This window comes from Pseudarthrobacter woesei (assembly GCF_055412745.1).
Map to the genome: position 1 here is coordinate 25547 of NZ_JBVAYU010000008.1, position 16113 is coordinate 41659.

The window sequence follows — 16113 nt, forward strand, 5'->3', positions numbered from 1 at the left end:
TTGGAAGGGTGGCATAACATGGCAGATCCGCTACTTCGTGATCTTGAGGCGCTGATGGATGCCGCGTGGCCTCCCGGCGAGCGGGAGGAGTCCGGCGGCTGGGTGCTCCGCGCGGCCTCCGGCGTGACCCAGCGGGCCAACTCCGTGTGGCCCCGCGAACCCGGCGGAGACGCGCACGGCCAGCTCGCCAGGCTCCGGGAGGCGCGCCTCTGGTACCGGGACCGCCGGCTCCCGCTGATTTTCCAGGTGTTCGAGGACCCACGATACGCGGCGCTCAACGCCGTACTGGACGAGGAAGGGTTTACCCGGCAGTCCCAGACCCTGGTGCTGGTCCGGGACGGCGGCACGGATTCGCCGGCGGCTGGCGGCGGCGTCGAAATTTCCGCTGGGCCCTCCGCGGAGTGGCTGCGGCTGTGGTGGGGCGTGGACGGCCGCGGCGACGAAACTGCCCTCGCTGTCGCCCGGCAAATCCTGGCAGGCTGCCCCGCGCTGTACGCCCTCGTGCGGGACGACGACGGCGGGCCCGCCGCCGTCGGACGCCTTGCAATTCCTCCCGGCGTTGCCGGTGGCACTGGCGGACTGTACTGCATGGCGACCCGGCCGGATGCGCGGCGGCGCGGCTATGCCGCCCGGATCCTGCAGGCGCTGCTGCGTGAAGGATCACGCCGCGGCATGAGGGGCTACTGGCTGTTGGTGATGGCCTCCAATGCCGGAGCCCGGGAACTGTACGCCCGTGCCGGTTTCCGTGAAGCCGGCCGCTACCTCTACCGGCAGGAACGGCCCAAGCGGCACCTGACCGGCTGCTGAAACGGCGCTCCGGCCGGGCTCGTTCCCGGGGCCACAGCGACAGCCGGCCCGGCGACAAGCGCGGATACGCTGTCGCGATCGCGGCGGTACATAGCGGAATGGTCGAGGAAATCTGTTCGTCCGGTGGCTGCAGCGCGGCCGTCCGTGAACTCCGCGAGTTCGTCGAGCCTGTTCACGAGGGTTTCGAAGACTTCCTGGTGCTCAAACGGGAGGCCATAGGCCATGATCAGGGCATCGAGCCGCGACAATCTTTGATTCTCGTCAGGGGCTGCTCCGCCACCGTTTTCTCCCAGCGGCACGAGCCGGTACGCCAGGTAGGCGAAGTCCCAGACTCTCGGGCCCGGCGAGGCTGTATCAAAGTCGATGAGCGCTGCCAGCCGTCCGCCCCGGAAGACCATGTTGTACGGCGCGGCGTCGTTATGGCACACGACTTCTGCCGGTTGATGGGTGGGCAATTGCCACTGGAGGTCCGCCCCGGCAAGTCCAACGCTGGCGTCGTGGATGCGCCGCAGCAGAACCCCGGCGTCGTGCAGGATCGACGGATCCCACACCCAGTCCGACAACGGGTAGTGTGCGGCGTCGCCCGGCATGAAGCTGAGGATTTCCCGGCCATGTTCGTCGATGCCGAGAGCCTCGGGGACTTCGGTGACGCCCGCGGCCCGGAGAGCATTGAGGAACGCGTGAACGGCGGGCGTCCATGGCCCGGTACTCCGCCGCACGGTCTTGCCCACCCGGGTCACGCGTGTGGAGTTGCCGCCCACAAGATCTTCTTCGTCATCCATCGGTCCAATAAATGTAACGGCCAATGCTGACGATGCTCCAATCGTGGCCGCTGAACCCCAGAACATCTGGGTCCTCTTTGGGGCCGCAAGAATGGCCGCATGACCCCTCCTGAACTATCCGATCCGACGGCTGACGGAGGATCCCGCAAACGTTCTCGACCGCCGTCAATGGCCGGCCGCCCTGGCACCGGTCGCCCAGGTCCTGGACCAAGGGCTCGATCTGACGTCCGCGACCATCCTGGTCGGCGAAAACGGGTCAGGAAAATCAACCCTCGTGGAAGCCATCGCACTGGCCTGCGGCATGTCTCCCGAAGGCGGGTCAACAGATGGTGTTGAAGGACCTTCTGGCGGCGGGCAAATCACTCACCAGTACTTGCGGCCCTTCCTGGTGCACAGATTCTGGAAGTGGGGGTGTGGCGACAGCTACTGCCTGCGTTACCGCCCCGCGGCCCGCCGCCCGCCGATGGTGGACACCGGGATGAGCCACGTCGGTTTCCGTTGCGCCGCCCCGGCCGCTGCGCCGTAGCCGGTTCTACACCGGCGGATCCGTCACGAGGATCCGCACCGCGCACAAATCCGCGGCGGCCTTTTTCAGGACTGCGGCGCGTGGATCCGGGACGTCCAGGAACGCAAGCCTCCCCAGTGCGGCGTACTGCTGCAGCACCGGCTCGGCGAGCACCTCTCCGGCAAGGGTCCGGTCTCCGCCCGGCGCCAGGTACTCGATCCGGTGACCCGCGAAAATCCGGGCGGCATGGTCCGCCACGGCCTCCACCAGGGCATCGGCCTGGTTCGCGCGACGCCGGGCAAAGCGCTGCTGGGACCAGCCGCCGGCCGCTGTCCTTGACTGGACGTGGCGCGTGCCCGTCTTGGCGGCCAGTACGGTTCCGCCGCTGACCACGGCCACCGAGTACCCGCCCCGGCGGACCAGGACGGCGCCGATGCTCCGGGGCTGGGAAGCGAGGGAGGCCAGCCGGGATGAGGCGTCGCCGCCGCGGCCGGGACGGCCGTCCACCGGCCACGGTGCCTGGAGCAGGGCCGCGGCCCCGTCCGCGGCGCGCAGCTGCAGGCCGCCGTCGAGCTCTTCTTCGCTCAGCCCGCCGTGGCTCGCGGCGAAGCGCTCCACCCAGCCCGGCAGCCGGGCGCCGGAGACGAACGCCACACGGGTCTCAGGGCTTGCCATGGGTGGGGGCTCCGTTGTTCTGGTGAAGGTGTCAGGGCGCGGATGAACTAGACGTAGCCTATCTATGTGGATGATCTCTTTGGCTCAGGGCAGGATACCGCCGGCGGAAATGACGGCGGAAACGATGACGGGGACACCGACGACGCCGGCGCGGGCCGGTCCGCCGGCCACCGAGCCTCGCCGCGCAGCCCGCTTGCCGTCCGGATGCGGCCGCGCAGCCTCGATGACGTGGTAGGCCAGCAGCACCTCCTGGGCCACGGGTCGCCGCTGCGGCAGCTCGCAGCCGGCACGGACGCCACCGGCCCCGCAGGGCCCAGCTCGCTGATCCTCTGGGGACCTCCGGGCACCGGAAAGACCACGCTGGCGCACGTCATCGCCAAGGGCCCGGGCCGGAAGTTCGTGGAGCTTTCCGCCATCACCGCCGGCGTCAAGGACGTCCGCCGCGTCATGGAGGAAGCCCTGACCGCCCGGGATCTCTTCAAGACCACCACCGTGCTGTTCCTGGACGAGATCCACCGCTTCAACAAGGCCCAGCAGGACGCATTGCTGCCCGGTGTGGAGAACCGCTGGGTGGTGCTGGTGGCGGCGACCACGGAAAACCCGTCCTTCTCCGTCGTCTCACCCCTGCTCTCACGGTCCCTGCTGCTGACCCTCAAACCGCTCACCGACGGCGACGTCGAGGGGCTGCTCGTCCGGGCCGCGTCGGACGTCCGCGGGCTCAACGGCAAGGTGGAACTCGACGCCGAAGCCCTGGCGCACCTGGTCCGGCTCTCCGGCGGGGACGCCCGCAGGGCGCTGACCGCACTCGAGGCGGCCGCCGGCGTCGCGTTCGGTGACGCGGACGACGCAGACGGTATCGCCGGTATCGCCGGTACGGCCGACGCCGGTACGGCAGGACCAGCTCCGGTGAAGATCGAACTGAAGCACACCGAGCGGGCGCTCGACGTCGCCTCGGTGCGCTACGACCGCGCCGGTGACCAGCACTACGACGTCGCCAGCGCCTTCATCAAGTCGATCCGCGGTTCCGACGTCGACGCTGCCCTGCACTACCTCGCCCGGATGCTCGAGGCGGGGGAGGACCCGAAGTTCGTAGCCCGGCGCATCGTCATTTCCGCGGCCGAGGACGTCGGAATGGCAGACCCGACGGCGCTGCAGACCGCCGTCGCCGCGGCACAGGCCGTGCAGCTGATCGGCATGCCGGAAGGACGGATCATCCTGGCCGAGGCTGTGGTCCACCTCGCCACCGCGCCGAAGTCCAACGCCGCTTACCTGGGAATCAACCAGGCGATCGCGGACGTCCGAGCCGGGCTCGGCAACGGCATCCCCGCCCACCTGCGCGACGCCCACTACCCGGGGTCCAAGCAGCTCGGCCACGGCCAGGGCTACAAATACGCCCACGACGCCCCGCACTCGGTGGCCACGCAGCAGTACCCGCCGGATGACCTGGTGGGCCGCAACTACTACGAGCCAACGGCCAATGGTGCCGAACGGGACATCTCCACCCGGCTGGAGCGGCTGCGCAGGATCATCCGGGGCAAGTGAACCACCGGCCCGGAAACTGCCCGTTGACTTCCGTGCCGTGAGGTCTACCGTGGAATTACGTGAGCATGGATCTGCTGCACGTGCGTGCTCTGCCGGGGGACAGCGGCACATATTGCCGGTTCTTCGCTTCCGGGACCTCAGGTCGGTGGCCGGCACGTCAGTAACCTGGTTCCACGCCGGGTTTCTTCGTCCCAGTTCCCAGGTCGTGTCCTATGTCCGTAAATTTCGTCACAGCCATGGCAGTTAAGTCCTTCGATGTACCGGACAAGAAGCGGTGCCCGGAGAAAGCCGAATTCGATCTGGTCACCGTGAACGACTACACGGTGGCCCGGCTGATCCTCGGCCCCGGCTGGCGGTGGTCCGAGTCCATCAGACCCGTCGAACAGACCGAGCTCTGCCAGCACCACCACCTCGGGTTCTGTGTCTCGGGGGCGCTGGAAGTGGCATCCTCCGACGGGCTGCGGTCCACGATCCATGCCAACGATACCTATGCGATCCCGCCCGGCCATGATGAGTGGGTGGTGGGATCCGCCTCGTTCGTGGCCGTGGAATTCCTGGGCGCGGCCTCCTACGGGCGGCCCGGCAGCCGCGGTATGCACGCCAGGATCTGACGGCGGGCAGCGGCGGCTGGTGCCCGGACGCAGCCCGGACCATACGGGCCGCCCGGCCCATCATGGTAGGCTTGTTCGTTGTCTGGCAAGGCACGGACGCAAAATCCACCGGTTCTCAGCAGTTCATGCTGTTTTGTTGGGTTTGCCCTGTGCCCAGTAGCAAAAGGCAGCGGTTGGCCGATGCTCTCCATTATGGAGGCCAGTAACACTGACACACCGCAGATATTGGAAGGACACAAGTGGCTAACAACACTCGTGCTCGCCGTACCGCACGCCTTTCGCGTGCACTCGGCATCGCTCTGACCCCCAAGGCCGCCAAGTACATGGAGCGCCGCCCGTACGGCCCCGGTGAGCATGGCCGTGCCCGTAAGAAGCAGGACTCCGACTACGCCGTACGTCTGCGCGAAAAGCAGCGTCTGCGCGCCCAGTACGGCATCCGCGAAGCCCAGATGACCCGTGCCTTCGAAGAAGCACGCCGCACCAAGGGCCTGACCGGTGAAAACCTGATCGAACTGCTCGAAATGCGTCTCGACGCCCTCGTGCTGCGTGCAGGCTTCGCCCGCACCATCGCCCAGGCCCGCCAGCTGGTTGTCCACCGCCACATCCTCGTCGACGGCATCCGCGTTGACCGCCCGTCTTTCCGCGTCGCCGCGGGCCAGCTGGTCCACGTCCACAGCCGCAGCGAGCCGATGCCCCCGTTCCAGGTTGCAGCAGCCGGCGCTCACCGCGACGTCCTGCCGATGGTTCCGGCCTACCTGGACGTCAAGCTTGACGCCCTGCAGGCCCGCCTTGTGCGCCGCCCCAAGCGCTCCGAGGTCCCCGTGACCTGCGAAGAGCAGCTCGTCGTGGAATTCTACGCACGCTAGATCCAACGCAACACCCTACAAAGAAGCCCGTGGCAAGCGCCGCGGGCTTCTTTGTATGTAAGGTACTTGGGGGAGTTCTGCGGTTGTCGGCTGGGTCAGCCGGTGGAAGCCGCAGGAATACGACGCAACAAGGAGATGAAGACTATGTCTGGTGGCGATATTGCCGGCCTGATCGCGGCCGGAGTGTTTGCACTGCTGGTCCTGCTGCTCGCCGTGCCGATTCTGAAGCTCGGGGGAGTGTTTGACGAGGTGCGGACCTCCATCCGGTCGATCAGCGACGGCGCCACCCCGCTCATGGACGAAGTCACCGCCACCGTCTCCACCACCAACCAGCAGCTGAAGAAGGTTGACGGGATCGCAAACAACGTCTCGGACGCCTCGGCGAACATCTCGGCGCTGTCCTCGCTGGTGGCCGCGACCTTGGGCTCGCCGCTGATCAAGGTCGCAGCCTTCAGCTACGGCGTGCGCTCCGCCTTCACCGCCCGCAAAAAGCCCACCACCGGCCGCCGCAGCCGATAAGCCCAGCTGGAGAACCTGACTATGAACAGAATCATCTGGATGGGAATCGGCGTCGCCATCGGCGTCATCGCCTTCCGCAAGATCACCGAGGCCCGGTCCAATCTGGGCCCCGAGGGGCTGAACCGGGCCGTGGGACGGCTCGCCGACGGCCTGTACGACTTCGCCGACGCCGTTCGGGAAGGCATGCAGGAGCGTGAAACCGAGCTCCGCACTGCCCTGGGGATCGATGCTGGCCTTGAGAAGGCCGTCAGCAATAGCTCCGCGGCCCGGGATGCAGTCCGGCGCTAGCCGCGAGAGAATTAGCAGGGCGGCACCCGCAAAACGGGCCGCCGGCACGGCCGAAGGCCGGGACCAGACCGTTCCGCGGACTACGCGCGTGAACCACGAACGCAGTGAATATTGAAGGGTACGTAATCAGCTCATGAAGTCGCAGGAGATCACCAGGCGCTGGATCGACTTTTTTGTCAGCAAGGGACACACGGCGGTTCCCTCCGCCTCCCTGGTCTCCAGCGACCCTTCCCTGCTGTTCACGGTGGCCGGCATGGTCCCGTTCATCCCTTACCTGACCGCGCGGGAGGAAGCCCCCTTCAAACGGGCCACCAGCGTGCAGAAGTGCATCCGGACCGGCGACATCGAGGAAGTGGGCAAGACTGCCCGCCACGGCACGTTCTTCCAGATGTGCGGCAACTTCTCCTTCGGCGACTACTTCAAGGAAGACGCCATCAAGTTCGCCTGGGAGCTGCTCACCAGCAACGTTGACGACGGCGGCTATGGCCTGCCGCCCGAGCGGCTGTGGGTCACGGTCTACGAGGAGGACGACGAGGCCGAGCAGCTCTGGCTGAAGAACACGGGGATGCCGGCCGAGCGGATCCAGCGGATGGGCAAGGCGGACAACTACTGGTCCACCGGCCAGCCGGGCCCGGCCGGCCCCTGCTCTGAGATCTACTACGACCGGGGACCGTCATACGGTGTCGAGGGCGGCCCGATCGCGGACGAGAACCGCTACGTCGAAATCTGGAACCTCGTGTTTATGCAGTACCAGATCGGCAACGTCCGCTCGAAGGTGGACTTCGACATCACCGGCGAGCTGCCGAAGAAGAACATCGATACCGGCCTCGGCATGGAACGCCTCGCCATGATCCTGCAGGACGTCGAGAACATGTACGAGACGGACCAGGTCCGCCCCGTGATCGACCGGGCGGCGGCACTGTCCGGCCGGGAATACACCTCCGCCGAGTCCCCCCAGGACCCGCACCACACGGACGACGTCCGGATGCGCGTCGTGGCCGACCACATCCGCTCTTCGCTCATGCTGATCGCCGACGGCGTCACCCCCTCCAACGAAGGCCGCGGCTACGTTTTGCGCCGCCTGATCCGCCGCGCCGTGCGCTCCATGCGCCTGCTCGGCGTCGAAAAGGCCTGCCTGCCCGAACTGCTGCCGGCCTCACGCGACGCCATGAAGGGCGTCTACCCGATCGTCGAGACGGACTTTGACCGGATCAGCCGGATCGCCTACGCCGAAGAGAAGGCGTTCCTGCGCACCATCGCCTCCGGTACGGCCCGCCTCGAGGATGCCGTCAAGGAATCCACGGCGGCCGGGCACCCGCTTTCCGGCGCCGACGCCTTTGCCCTCCACGACACGTACGGCTTCCCGATCGACCTCACGCTCGAAATGGCGGACGAGGCCGGGCTGAAAGTCGACGAACCCGAGTTCCGCAAGCTCATGCTGGAACAGCGCCAGCGCGCCCAGGCCGACGCCAAGGGCAAGAAGGGTGCCCACGCCGACCTCAGCGCGTTCCAGGAGCTGCTCTCCGCCGGCGAGACCGTCTTCACCGGCTACACCGAACTCCAGGGCGAGTCCAAGGTCCGGGGCATCCTGTCTGAAGGCCGCAAGGTCTCGCAGGCCGCCACAGGAGACGAAATCGAACTCGTGCTGGCGGAGACGCCGTTCTACGCCGAGGCCGGCGGCCAGGCGGCCGACACGGGCCTGATCACGGGCGACGGCTTCGTCGTCGAGGTCCTGGACGTCCAGCGGCCCATCAAGGGCCTGAGCGTGCACAAGGCGATCGTCCGCGAAGGCGAAATCGGCTCCGACTCGCTGGTCCAGGCTGCCGTGGACCGGGAACGCCGCCACGCCGCCGAGCAGGCCCACACCGGCACGCACATCGTGCACGCGGCCCTGCACCAGATCCTCGGCCCGGAAGCGCTGCAGCGCGGCTCCTTCAACAAGGCAGGCTACCTGCGCTTCGACTTCGCCTGGGGCGAAGGCCTCAGCGCCGCCACCCGCTCCGAGATCGAGGAAGTCTCCAACATCGCCATCCGCAACAACTACCGGGTGGACACCAAAGTCATGGGGCTCGCGGAGGCCAAGGCCCTCGGCGCCATGGCGCTCTTCGGCGAGAACTACGGCAACGAGGTCCGGGTCGTGGAAATCGACGGCGCCTGGTCCCGTGAGCTCTGCGGCGGCACCCACGTCGAAAACACCTCACTGATCGGCAGCCTCTCCCTGCTGGGGGACCAGTCAGTCGGTTCAGGAAACCGCCGCGTCGAGGCCTTCGTGGGCATGGATGCCTTCCGGCACCTTGCGGCCGAACGCGCCCTCGTCACCGAGCTCACCGAGATGCTCAAGGTTCCGTCCGGGCTCCTCGCGGAGCGGATCGCCAGCACCCTCACCAAGCTCAAGACGGCCGAGAAGGAACTCGATCGGCTCCGCAGGGAGCAGCTCACGGCTGCCGCAGCCCAGCTCGTCGGAACCGCCAGGGACGCCGCGGGGGTCAAGGTCATCGCCCACGACGCCGGCCAGGTCAGCGGCGCCGATGACCTGCGCGGCCTGGCCCTGGACCTGCGGACGCGTCTCGGGTCCGAGCCGGCCGCCGTTGCGGTGGCCGGGGTCAGCAACGACCGCCCGGTCATCCTGATCGCCACCAACGACGCCGCCCGAACGGCCGGCGTCAAGGCCGGCGCGCTCGTGCGCCTCGCCGCCGGAATCCTCGGCGGCGGCGGTGGCGGCAAGGACGACGTCGCCCAGGGCGGCGGCACGGACACCGCCAAGGTCGGCGCGGCACTCACCGCCGTCGTGGACGCCATCACAAAGCGATAAAGATGACTGAAGCTGCTGTGCCCGGCGACTACCCCCAGGGCGTCAAGCTCGGGGTCGACGTCGGCACGGTCCGGGTTGGCGTCGCGGTCTGCGACCGCGACGGCATCCTGGCGACTCCGCTGCGGACCCTGGAACGGAACACGAAGAAGAACACCGATGTGCGCATCCTCGCGGCCCTGGCAATCGAGCTCAATGCCGTCGAGATCTTCGTAGGCCTTCCGCGGACGATGAAAGGCGAGGAACATGCCTCCGCCCGGATGGCGACGGAGTACGCAAAGTTACTGGCCGGTAGACTGACGGAGGGCGGTTCCGGGATGCCGGTGCGGCTCTTGGACGAACGGCTGAGCACCGTCACGGCGCACCGGAACCTGCACGCGGCTGGCATGAGCAGCCGGAACCACCGTAAAGTAGTTGATCAGGTTGCGGCCGCAGGTATCCTGCAACATGCGATCGATATGCAAAAGGCCAGGGGGACGGAGGTCGGACGCCGCGTGTATGCGGAGTCCGCTCCGGGGCCAACCGGAGATGGCGCTCAGGCCGCTCCGGAAGTCAACACGCAATCTGCACACCGCAAACTGCACAAAATGGAAGGCTACAGTGAGCCCGGTCAATAATGACGACTCCTCTGGTGATGATTTCGGCACCGGCCGTCCGCTGACGCGCAAAGAGATCAGGGCCCGCGAGAAGTCCCTCTCGCCCGAGGGCCACGACGCCATCCCGCCGCAGGCTTTCGAGACCGGCGAGGACGCCGCGACGCCGGCCCCCGCCGTGCCGGTCCAGCCCGGGCCGGAGTCAGCGGCCCCACAGCCGTCGGAGCCCATCGAGCCGGCCGACGCCCCCGAGCTCCCCGCCGCGGCACCCACCGTTCACGAAGAGCCCGTGCACGCGGAGCCTGTGCCCGCAGTGGCCATGCCCCTGCCTGAGGAGCCGGTTCACGTTGAGCCGGTTCACAACGAGCCCGTCCACGAAGAGCCCGTCCACGAAGAGCCCGTCCACGAAGAGCCCGTCCACGAATATGCCGGCGGCTCCCGTGAAGACACCCTGCGCCGCGCGGCCGAGCTGCAGCACGGCTACGAACTCCATCACGAGGCCGAACTGCAGGACGGCTATGCCGTCCACCCCAACGAGCCGGCCCAGGATGAGTACACTCTCCACCCGGACGACGCCGGACAGCACCCGGACTACCACCACGAGGAGGCCGGGCATGACGTCATGGCCGGAGCCTCCTCCGTACCCACATCCAAGGGCCCGTCCAAGAAGGTCCGCCGCCGTCGCCGTTTCCTGGCGCTGTTGCTGACTTTGGCTGTCTTCGTCGTCGCGATCGTCGTCGGCGCGCAGTTCCTGAAGCCCCTGCTCGGCGGCGACACGCTGGCTGACTATCCGGGCCCCGGCACCGGCGAGGTGACCATCACTGTCCCTGCTGGTGCCGGCCCCAGATCCGTGGCCAGCCAGCTCCAGGAGAAGAAGGTCATTGCGAACGCGGACATCTTCCTCAAGGAGTTCGCCGCCTCGGGCGGAGCCCTGAGCCCCGGTGACTTCACCATGCGGAACGAAATGAATAGTTCGGACGCGGTGGCCGTGCTGCTGAACAAGGACAAGGGCAAGGTCATGTACTTCGCCCTCAGCGCCGGACTCAGGATGGGCGAATCCCTGCAGGCCATCGCCGAGGGCACCGGACTTCCCGTGTCGGAGCTCAAAACCCTCGGCGATTCCCCCGCTCAGTTCGGCGTCCCCGCCAAATCGAAGAACCTCGAGGGCTTCCTCGCCCCGGGTGAATACCGGTTCCCGCTTGGGACCCCGGCCAAGGACATCCTCCAGAAGCTGGTCACCACCACCCTGGACGAGCTCAAGTCCCAGGGCGTCACCGATCCGGCCAAGCAGTACGACGTCGTCACGGTCGCCAGCATCGTCCAGGCCGAAGGCGGCCAGGCCGAATACGGGGACGTGGCCGGCGCCATCTACAACCGGCTCAAGGCCAACAACACCGAGACCAACGGACTGATCCAGTCCGACGCCACGGTGACCTATGGCCTGGGCATCCGCAGCTTCCACATCGACGAAGCGCAGAAGGCCGACAAGTCCAACCCGTACAACACCTATGCCAACACCGGGCTGCCGGCGGGGCCCATCGGATCGCCCGGCAAGACGGCCATCGATGCCGCCGCCAAGCCCAAGACCAACGACTTCCTCTACTGGGTGACCATCAACCTGGACACCAAGGAGACGAAGTTCTCCAAGACCCTCGCGGAACACAACACCTACGTTGCCAAGTACAACGCCTGGTGTGAGTCGAACCCCGGACGCTGCGTGTGACGCTGCGGGCCGCCGTCCTGGGGCATCCGATCAGCCATTCGAAATCCCCGGCCCTGCACCGGTCCGCCTACGCCTACCTCGGCGTGGAAATGGACTACTCTGCGATCGACGTGACCGAGGCGGACCTGCCGTCCTTTATGGCCCGGATCCGGGACGCTGTGGGCCAGGGCGACGGCTGGCGCGGGTTGTCCGTAACCATGCCCCTGAAGACCGCGATGGTGGCCGAGGTGGACGAGGTCCGCGGCGTGGGCCGGGCCCTCGGCGTCATCAACACCGTCACCTTTGAGTCCGACGCATCAGGACAGGGCCCCTTCGGGGACAACGGCGGCACCACCCGCCTCGTCGGGTACAACACCGACGTCGCCGGCATCGTCAACGCGCTTCGGCACGCTCGGGCAGCGTCCGCACCCAGCGCCGTCATCCTCGGCGGCGGCGGGACCGCAGCTGCCGCCATCGCGGCCCTCAAGGAACTCGGCGCCCTGGCGGCCGAGGTCTACGTGCGGGACGTCGGCCGCGCTGCAGAGGCGCGCGCCGCCGCCGCCGCCGTCGGCCTTCCCGTGACGGTGCGTCCGATCGCCGGCGCGGCAGCCGCCGTCGCCGCCGCCGACGTCGTCATTTCCACCCTGCCGCCCCGCGCCGCCGACGCGCTGGCAGATGAACTCGCACAGGAATTTGAGCAGGAATTCACGCCGGACGTGCCGGGGGATCGGGCGCCTGCATCAGGGCGGGAGCATCCCGGAGTCCTGATGGACGTTGCCTACGATCCCTGGCCCAGCCGGATCGCCTCCGTGTGGCAGGATGCCGGCGGAACCGTGGTTCCAGGTCTCGAGATGCTGATCTACCAAGCGGTGGAACAGGTACGTCACTTCACCCGGCTCGGTGACGCCGTCCCGGCCGAAGTCATAGATGTGATGTGTGACGCAGTGGGAGCACCCCGACGGGTGTTCTGAGCGCCTTACATGGCAGGATGGACTTTATGTTGCGTTGGTTGACTGCCGGAGAATCCCATGGTCCGGCCCTGGTCGGAATTATTGAAGGCGTGCCCGCCGGTGTGGAACTCACCAGCGCCCAGATTGGCGATGCCCTGGCCCGCCGCCGGCTCGGTTATGGCCGCGGCGCGCGGATGAAGTTCGAGCAGGACGTGGTCACCATCCTCGGCGGCGTCCGCCACGGCCTCACCCAGGGCGGCCCCGTCGCCATCCAGGTCGGCAACACCGAATGGCCCAAATGGGAGCAGATCATGTCTGCCGACCCGGTGGCCACCGAAATTCTCGCCGACCAGGCACGCAACGCCCCGCTGACCCGGCCCCGCCCCGGCCATGCCGACTTCACCGGCATGCAGAAATACGGCTTCGACGAGGCCCGTCCCGTGCTGGAGCGCGCCAGCGCCCGCGAGACGGCCACCCGCGTTGCGCTCGGCACGGTGGCCGCCGCGTTCCTCAGGCAGCTCGGCATCGAGCTTGTCTCCCACACCGTGTCCATCGCCAGCACCGCCGTCCCGGAGGGCCGGCCGCTGCCGGGCCCGGACAACGTCCTGGCCCTCGATGCCGACCCGCTGCGCTGCTTCGACCGTGAAACCTCCGACGCCATGGTGGCCGAGGTGGACATCGCGCACAAGGAAGGCGAGACCCTGGGAGGTGTGGTGGAGGTCCTCGCCTACGGGCTGCCCCCGGGACTCGGCAGCTACGTGCACTGGGACCGCCGCCTCGATTCGCGCCTGGCCGCTGCCCTGATGGGCATCCAGGCGATCAAGGGAGTGGAAGTCGGCGACGGTTTCCGCACTGCCTCCCGTCGCGGCTCCGCGGCCCACGACGAGATCGTCAAGGACGCGAACGGAAAGATCATCCGCACGTCCAACCGCGCCGGCGGCATCGAAGGCGGCATGAGCATCGGCGACGTGCTGCGCGTCCGGGCGGCCATGAAGCCGATCGCCACGGTCCCGCGCGCACTCAGGACCGTTGACGTCAGCACAGGGGAGGCCGCCAAGGCCCACCACCAGCGCTCCGACGTTTGTGCGGTGCCGGCCGCCGGCGTCGTTGCCGAGGCGATGGTGGCCCTCGTTCTCGCCGAAGCGGTCACGGAAAAGTTCGGCGGCGATTCGGTGCAGGAAACCGCCCGCAATATCAAGGGTTATCTGGACAACATTCCGGCGTCCCTGGACTCGATCGGCCCGTAGTGCCGGCCGGGAATACGCTCACCGGACCCATTGCGCTGATCGGGCCGATGGCGGTCGGCAAGTCGGCAATCGGCCAGCAGCTCGCCCTCCAGCTGGGCGCGGCCTTTGTGGACACCGACGTCGTGATTGTCGCCAGCCACGGGACCATTGCCGAGATCTTCGCCGGCCGCGGCGAAAACGCCTTTCGCGAGATGGAGGCGAGGGCGGTGGCGCGGGCGGTCGAGGACGCACAGGGCACCAACACTGTCATCTCCCTCGGCGGCGGCGCCGTGCTGGACTCCGGTACACAGCAGCTGCTGGAGCTGTGTACCGTGGTGTATCTCGAATGTGATGCGGACACAGTGGCGGAACGCATCGCCAGGAGTTCAGGCCGGCCGCTCCTGGCCGGAGACGCCATGGAACGCTGGAAGACACTGTTCGCCACCCGGCGGCCGGTCTACGAACGGCTCGCCGACCTGGTATTCGATGTCCGGGGCGGAACCGTTCCGGACCTCGCTCACCGGCTGGAAGATGCGCTGGGGGAGCTGGCCGCCGGGAAGACCGCGGCAGCACCTATGACAGCGGCGACTAAGGAAGTTAATACGTGATTACCGAATCAACCGTCATCCCGGTCACCGGGCAGACACCAGGCGAGAACTACGACGTCGTAGTGGGCCGCGGCCTGCTGTCCAGCCTCCCGGGCCTGCTGGGGGAGCGCGTCAAGCGAGTCCTGGTTGTCCACCCGCGTGCGCTCCGGCTCACCGGCGACACTGTCCGGGAGGAGCTCGCCTCGGCCGGCTTCACGGCGCTGACCGCCGAGATCCCCGACGCCGAGGAAGGCAAGCATATCGAGGTGGCGTCCTTCTGCTGGCAGGTACTGGGCCAGAACGACTTCACCCGCTCGGATGCCGTCGTCGCCGTCGGCGGCGGGGCCGTGACCGACCTCGCCGGCTTCGTCGCGGCGACCTGGCTGCGCGGCGTCAAGGTCATTCACATGCCAACGAGCCTGCTCGGCATGGTGGACGCCGCCGTCGGTGGTAAGACCGGCATCAACACCGCGGAAGGCAAAAACCTGGTTGGCGCGTTCCACCCGCCGGCCGGTGTCCTCGCGGACCTCGACACCCTTGACACCCTGCCCAGGAACGAGATAATTTCCGGCATGGCCGAGGTTATCAAGTGCGGCTTTATCGCCGATCCGGCCATCCTCGAACTGATCGAAAAGGACCCGGCCGCCGTTGCCGACCCCCGCTCGGACACCCTGCGGGAACTCATCGAACGTGCCATCACGGTCAAGGCACGGGTGGTGTCCTCGGACCTCAAGGAAACCGGCCAGCGCGAAATCCTCAACTACGGCCACACCCTGGGCCACGCGATCGAACTCGCCGAGCGCTACTCCTGGCGCCATGGCGCCGCCGTCTCAGTCGGCATGATGTTCGCCGCTGAACTCGCCCGCAGCGTCGGCCGCCTCAGCGACGCCGACGCCGACCGGCACCGCACCATCCTCGACAGCCTCGGACTGCCCCTCACCTACCGGCGGGACCGTTGGCAGGCCCTGCTGGACGGCATGCGGAGGGACAAGAAATCCCGCGGCGACCTGCTGCGCTTCGTGGTGCTCGACGGCGTCGGACGCCCCGGCATCCTCGACGTTCCGGACACCTCCCTGCTGTTCGCCGCCTACCAGGAGATCGCCTCCTGATGGCAAACATCGCAGGCACCAGCGACTGGCCGGACGCCGGCTTACCCGGGGTCCGCATCAATCCGGACAGCCTGGTGCCGCAGATCGTCAACGAGGACACCGTCGTCGGAGCCCTCGCGGCCTCGACGGACCCGGGAGACCTGATCTTCGTGCGGCTCGTCGAAGGGCACGCCGCGGAGGCCGCGGAACTGCTCGCCGAGGCCCGCTACAAGGACCCCGATTCGCTGCGGCTGCGCATTTTCGAAGCGGACGTGCTGCGCGTTTCCAACCGGGCCGACCGGGCCGTGGAGCTGTTCAGGCAGCTGCTGGCCGAAACCCGGGGCACCGCCGATGAAGCGGCCATCCGCGAGCACCTGGGCCGCTCCTACTTCGCCAGCGGCAGCACCGCCGCCGCCGTCGAATCCTTTGCCAAAGCGCTGGACCTGCGTGTCGCCGGTTCCGCCGACGCTGCCGTGATCTACGCCTCCACGGTGGCCCTGCAGCGCGCCCGCGAAGTTTTGGATCTCGCCTCCTAAGGATCCGTCCGGGGCCAGTCCCGACGC

General features: G+C 67.7%; 17 protein-coding genes. 15 read left to right on the forward strand and 2 right to left on the reverse strand.

The window, feature by feature from the left end:
- Positions 1–18: 18 nt before the first annotated feature.
- A complete protein-coding gene (locus ACZYZE_RS12620) occupies positions 19–807 on the forward strand; it encodes a GNAT family N-acetyltransferase (RefSeq protein WP_459319203.1) in 789 nt (262 codons plus the stop codon).
- Here the strand turns inward: ACZYZE_RS12620 and ACZYZE_RS12625 are convergent.
- Positions 765–1589 carry a phosphotransferase enzyme family protein gene (locus ACZYZE_RS12625; protein ID WP_459319204.1) on the reverse strand — a complete coding sequence of 275 codons (825 nt, stop codon included), beginning with the start codon at positions 1587–1589 and terminating at the stop codon, positions 765–767. The two genes, ACZYZE_RS12620 and ACZYZE_RS12625, sit on opposite strands and share 43 nt — an antisense overlap.
- Positions 1590–1827: 238 nt before the next feature.
- Between ACZYZE_RS12625 and ACZYZE_RS12630 the strand changes: the two genes are divergently transcribed.
- Positions 1828–2115, forward strand: a complete 288-nt coding sequence (locus ACZYZE_RS12630) for an AAA family ATPase (RefSeq protein ID WP_459319242.1) — start codon at positions 1828–1830, stop codon at positions 2113–2115.
- 6 nt (positions 2116–2121) lie between these two features.
- Here ACZYZE_RS12630 and ACZYZE_RS12635 read toward each other — a convergent pair whose 3' ends face one another.
- Complete coding sequence (locus ACZYZE_RS12635) at positions 2122–2769, reverse strand: acVLRF1 family peptidyl-tRNA hydrolase (protein ID WP_459319205.1); 648 nt, start codon at positions 2767–2769, stop codon at positions 2122–2124.
- A 66-nt stretch (positions 2770–2835) separates the two neighbouring features.
- On the opposite strand from ACZYZE_RS12635, the gene ACZYZE_RS12640 reads away from it, so the two are divergent.
- The 13 genes from ACZYZE_RS12640 (at position 2836) to ACZYZE_RS12700 (ending at position 16086) form a co-directional block, all read left to right on the forward strand.
- Positions 2836–4311: a replication-associated recombination protein A gene (locus ACZYZE_RS12640; protein ID WP_459319206.1), complete on the forward strand. Its 1476-nt coding sequence runs from the start codon at positions 2836–2838 to the stop codon at positions 4309–4311.
- 212 nt (positions 4312–4523) lie between these two features.
- Positions 4524–4922, forward strand: a complete 399-nt coding sequence (locus ACZYZE_RS12645; RefSeq protein WP_463908005.1) for a cupin domain-containing protein — start codon at positions 4524–4526, stop codon at positions 4920–4922.
- A gap of 239 nt (positions 4923–5161) precedes the next feature.
- Positions 5162–5788 carry a 30S ribosomal protein S4 gene (rpsD, locus tag ACZYZE_RS12650; protein WP_326966120.1) on the forward strand — a complete coding sequence of 209 codons (627 nt, stop codon included), beginning with the start codon at positions 5162–5164 and terminating at the stop codon, positions 5786–5788.
- 144 nt (positions 5789–5932) lie between these two features.
- Positions 5933–6307 (forward strand): DUF948 domain-containing protein, encoded by a 375-nt coding sequence (locus tag ACZYZE_RS12655; protein WP_459319208.1) that lies wholly within the window; start codon positions 5933–5935, stop codon positions 6305–6307.
- 21 nt (positions 6308–6328) lie between these two features.
- Positions 6329–6595: a DUF6167 family protein gene (locus ACZYZE_RS12660; protein ID WP_459319209.1), complete on the forward strand. Its 267-nt coding sequence runs from the start codon at positions 6329–6331 to the stop codon at positions 6593–6595.
- A gap of 133 nt (positions 6596–6728) precedes the next feature.
- Complete coding sequence (gene alaS / locus ACZYZE_RS12665; RefSeq protein ID WP_463908008.1) at positions 6729–9407, forward strand: alanine--tRNA ligase; 2679 nt, start codon at positions 6729–6731, stop codon at positions 9405–9407.
- Positions 9408–9409: 2 nt separating this feature from the next.
- Positions 9410–10021: a Holliday junction resolvase RuvX gene (gene ruvX / locus ACZYZE_RS12670; protein WP_459319211.1), complete on the forward strand. Its 612-nt coding sequence runs from the start codon at positions 9410–9412 to the stop codon at positions 10019–10021.
- Complete coding sequence (mltG, locus tag ACZYZE_RS12675; protein ID WP_463908010.1) at positions 10005–11720, forward strand: endolytic transglycosylase MltG; 1716 nt, start codon at positions 10005–10007, stop codon at positions 11718–11720. The genes ruvX and mltG overlap by 17 nt, the downstream gene beginning before the upstream one ends.
- Entirely contained in the window at positions 11717–12670 is a 954-nt protein-coding gene (locus ACZYZE_RS12680) for a shikimate dehydrogenase family protein (RefSeq protein ID WP_463908012.1), read from the forward strand. The genes mltG and ACZYZE_RS12680 overlap by 4 nt, the downstream gene beginning before the upstream one ends.
- A 26-nt stretch (positions 12671–12696) precedes the next feature.
- On the forward strand, positions 12697–13896 hold the full coding sequence (gene aroC, locus ACZYZE_RS12685; protein WP_459319214.1) for a chorismate synthase: 1200 nt from the start codon (positions 12697–12699) through the stop codon (positions 13894–13896).
- The gene (locus ACZYZE_RS12690; protein WP_463908014.1) at positions 13896–14483 is read left to right on the forward strand and encodes a shikimate kinase; all 588 of its coding nucleotides are present in this window, start codon (positions 13896–13898) and stop codon (positions 14481–14483) included. The genes aroC and ACZYZE_RS12690 overlap by 1 nt, the downstream gene beginning before the upstream one ends.
- The gene (aroB, locus tag ACZYZE_RS12695; RefSeq protein WP_459319215.1) at positions 14480–15571 is read left to right on the forward strand and encodes a 3-dehydroquinate synthase; all 1092 of its coding nucleotides are present in this window, start codon (positions 14480–14482) and stop codon (positions 15569–15571) included. Before ACZYZE_RS12690 ends, aroB begins: the two co-directional genes overlap by 4 nt.
- On the forward strand, positions 15571–16086 hold the full coding sequence (locus ACZYZE_RS12700) for a tetratricopeptide repeat protein (protein ID WP_463908016.1): 516 nt from the start codon (positions 15571–15573) through the stop codon (positions 16084–16086). Before aroB ends, ACZYZE_RS12700 begins: the two co-directional genes overlap by 1 nt.
- Positions 16087–16113: the final 27 nt, after the last annotated feature.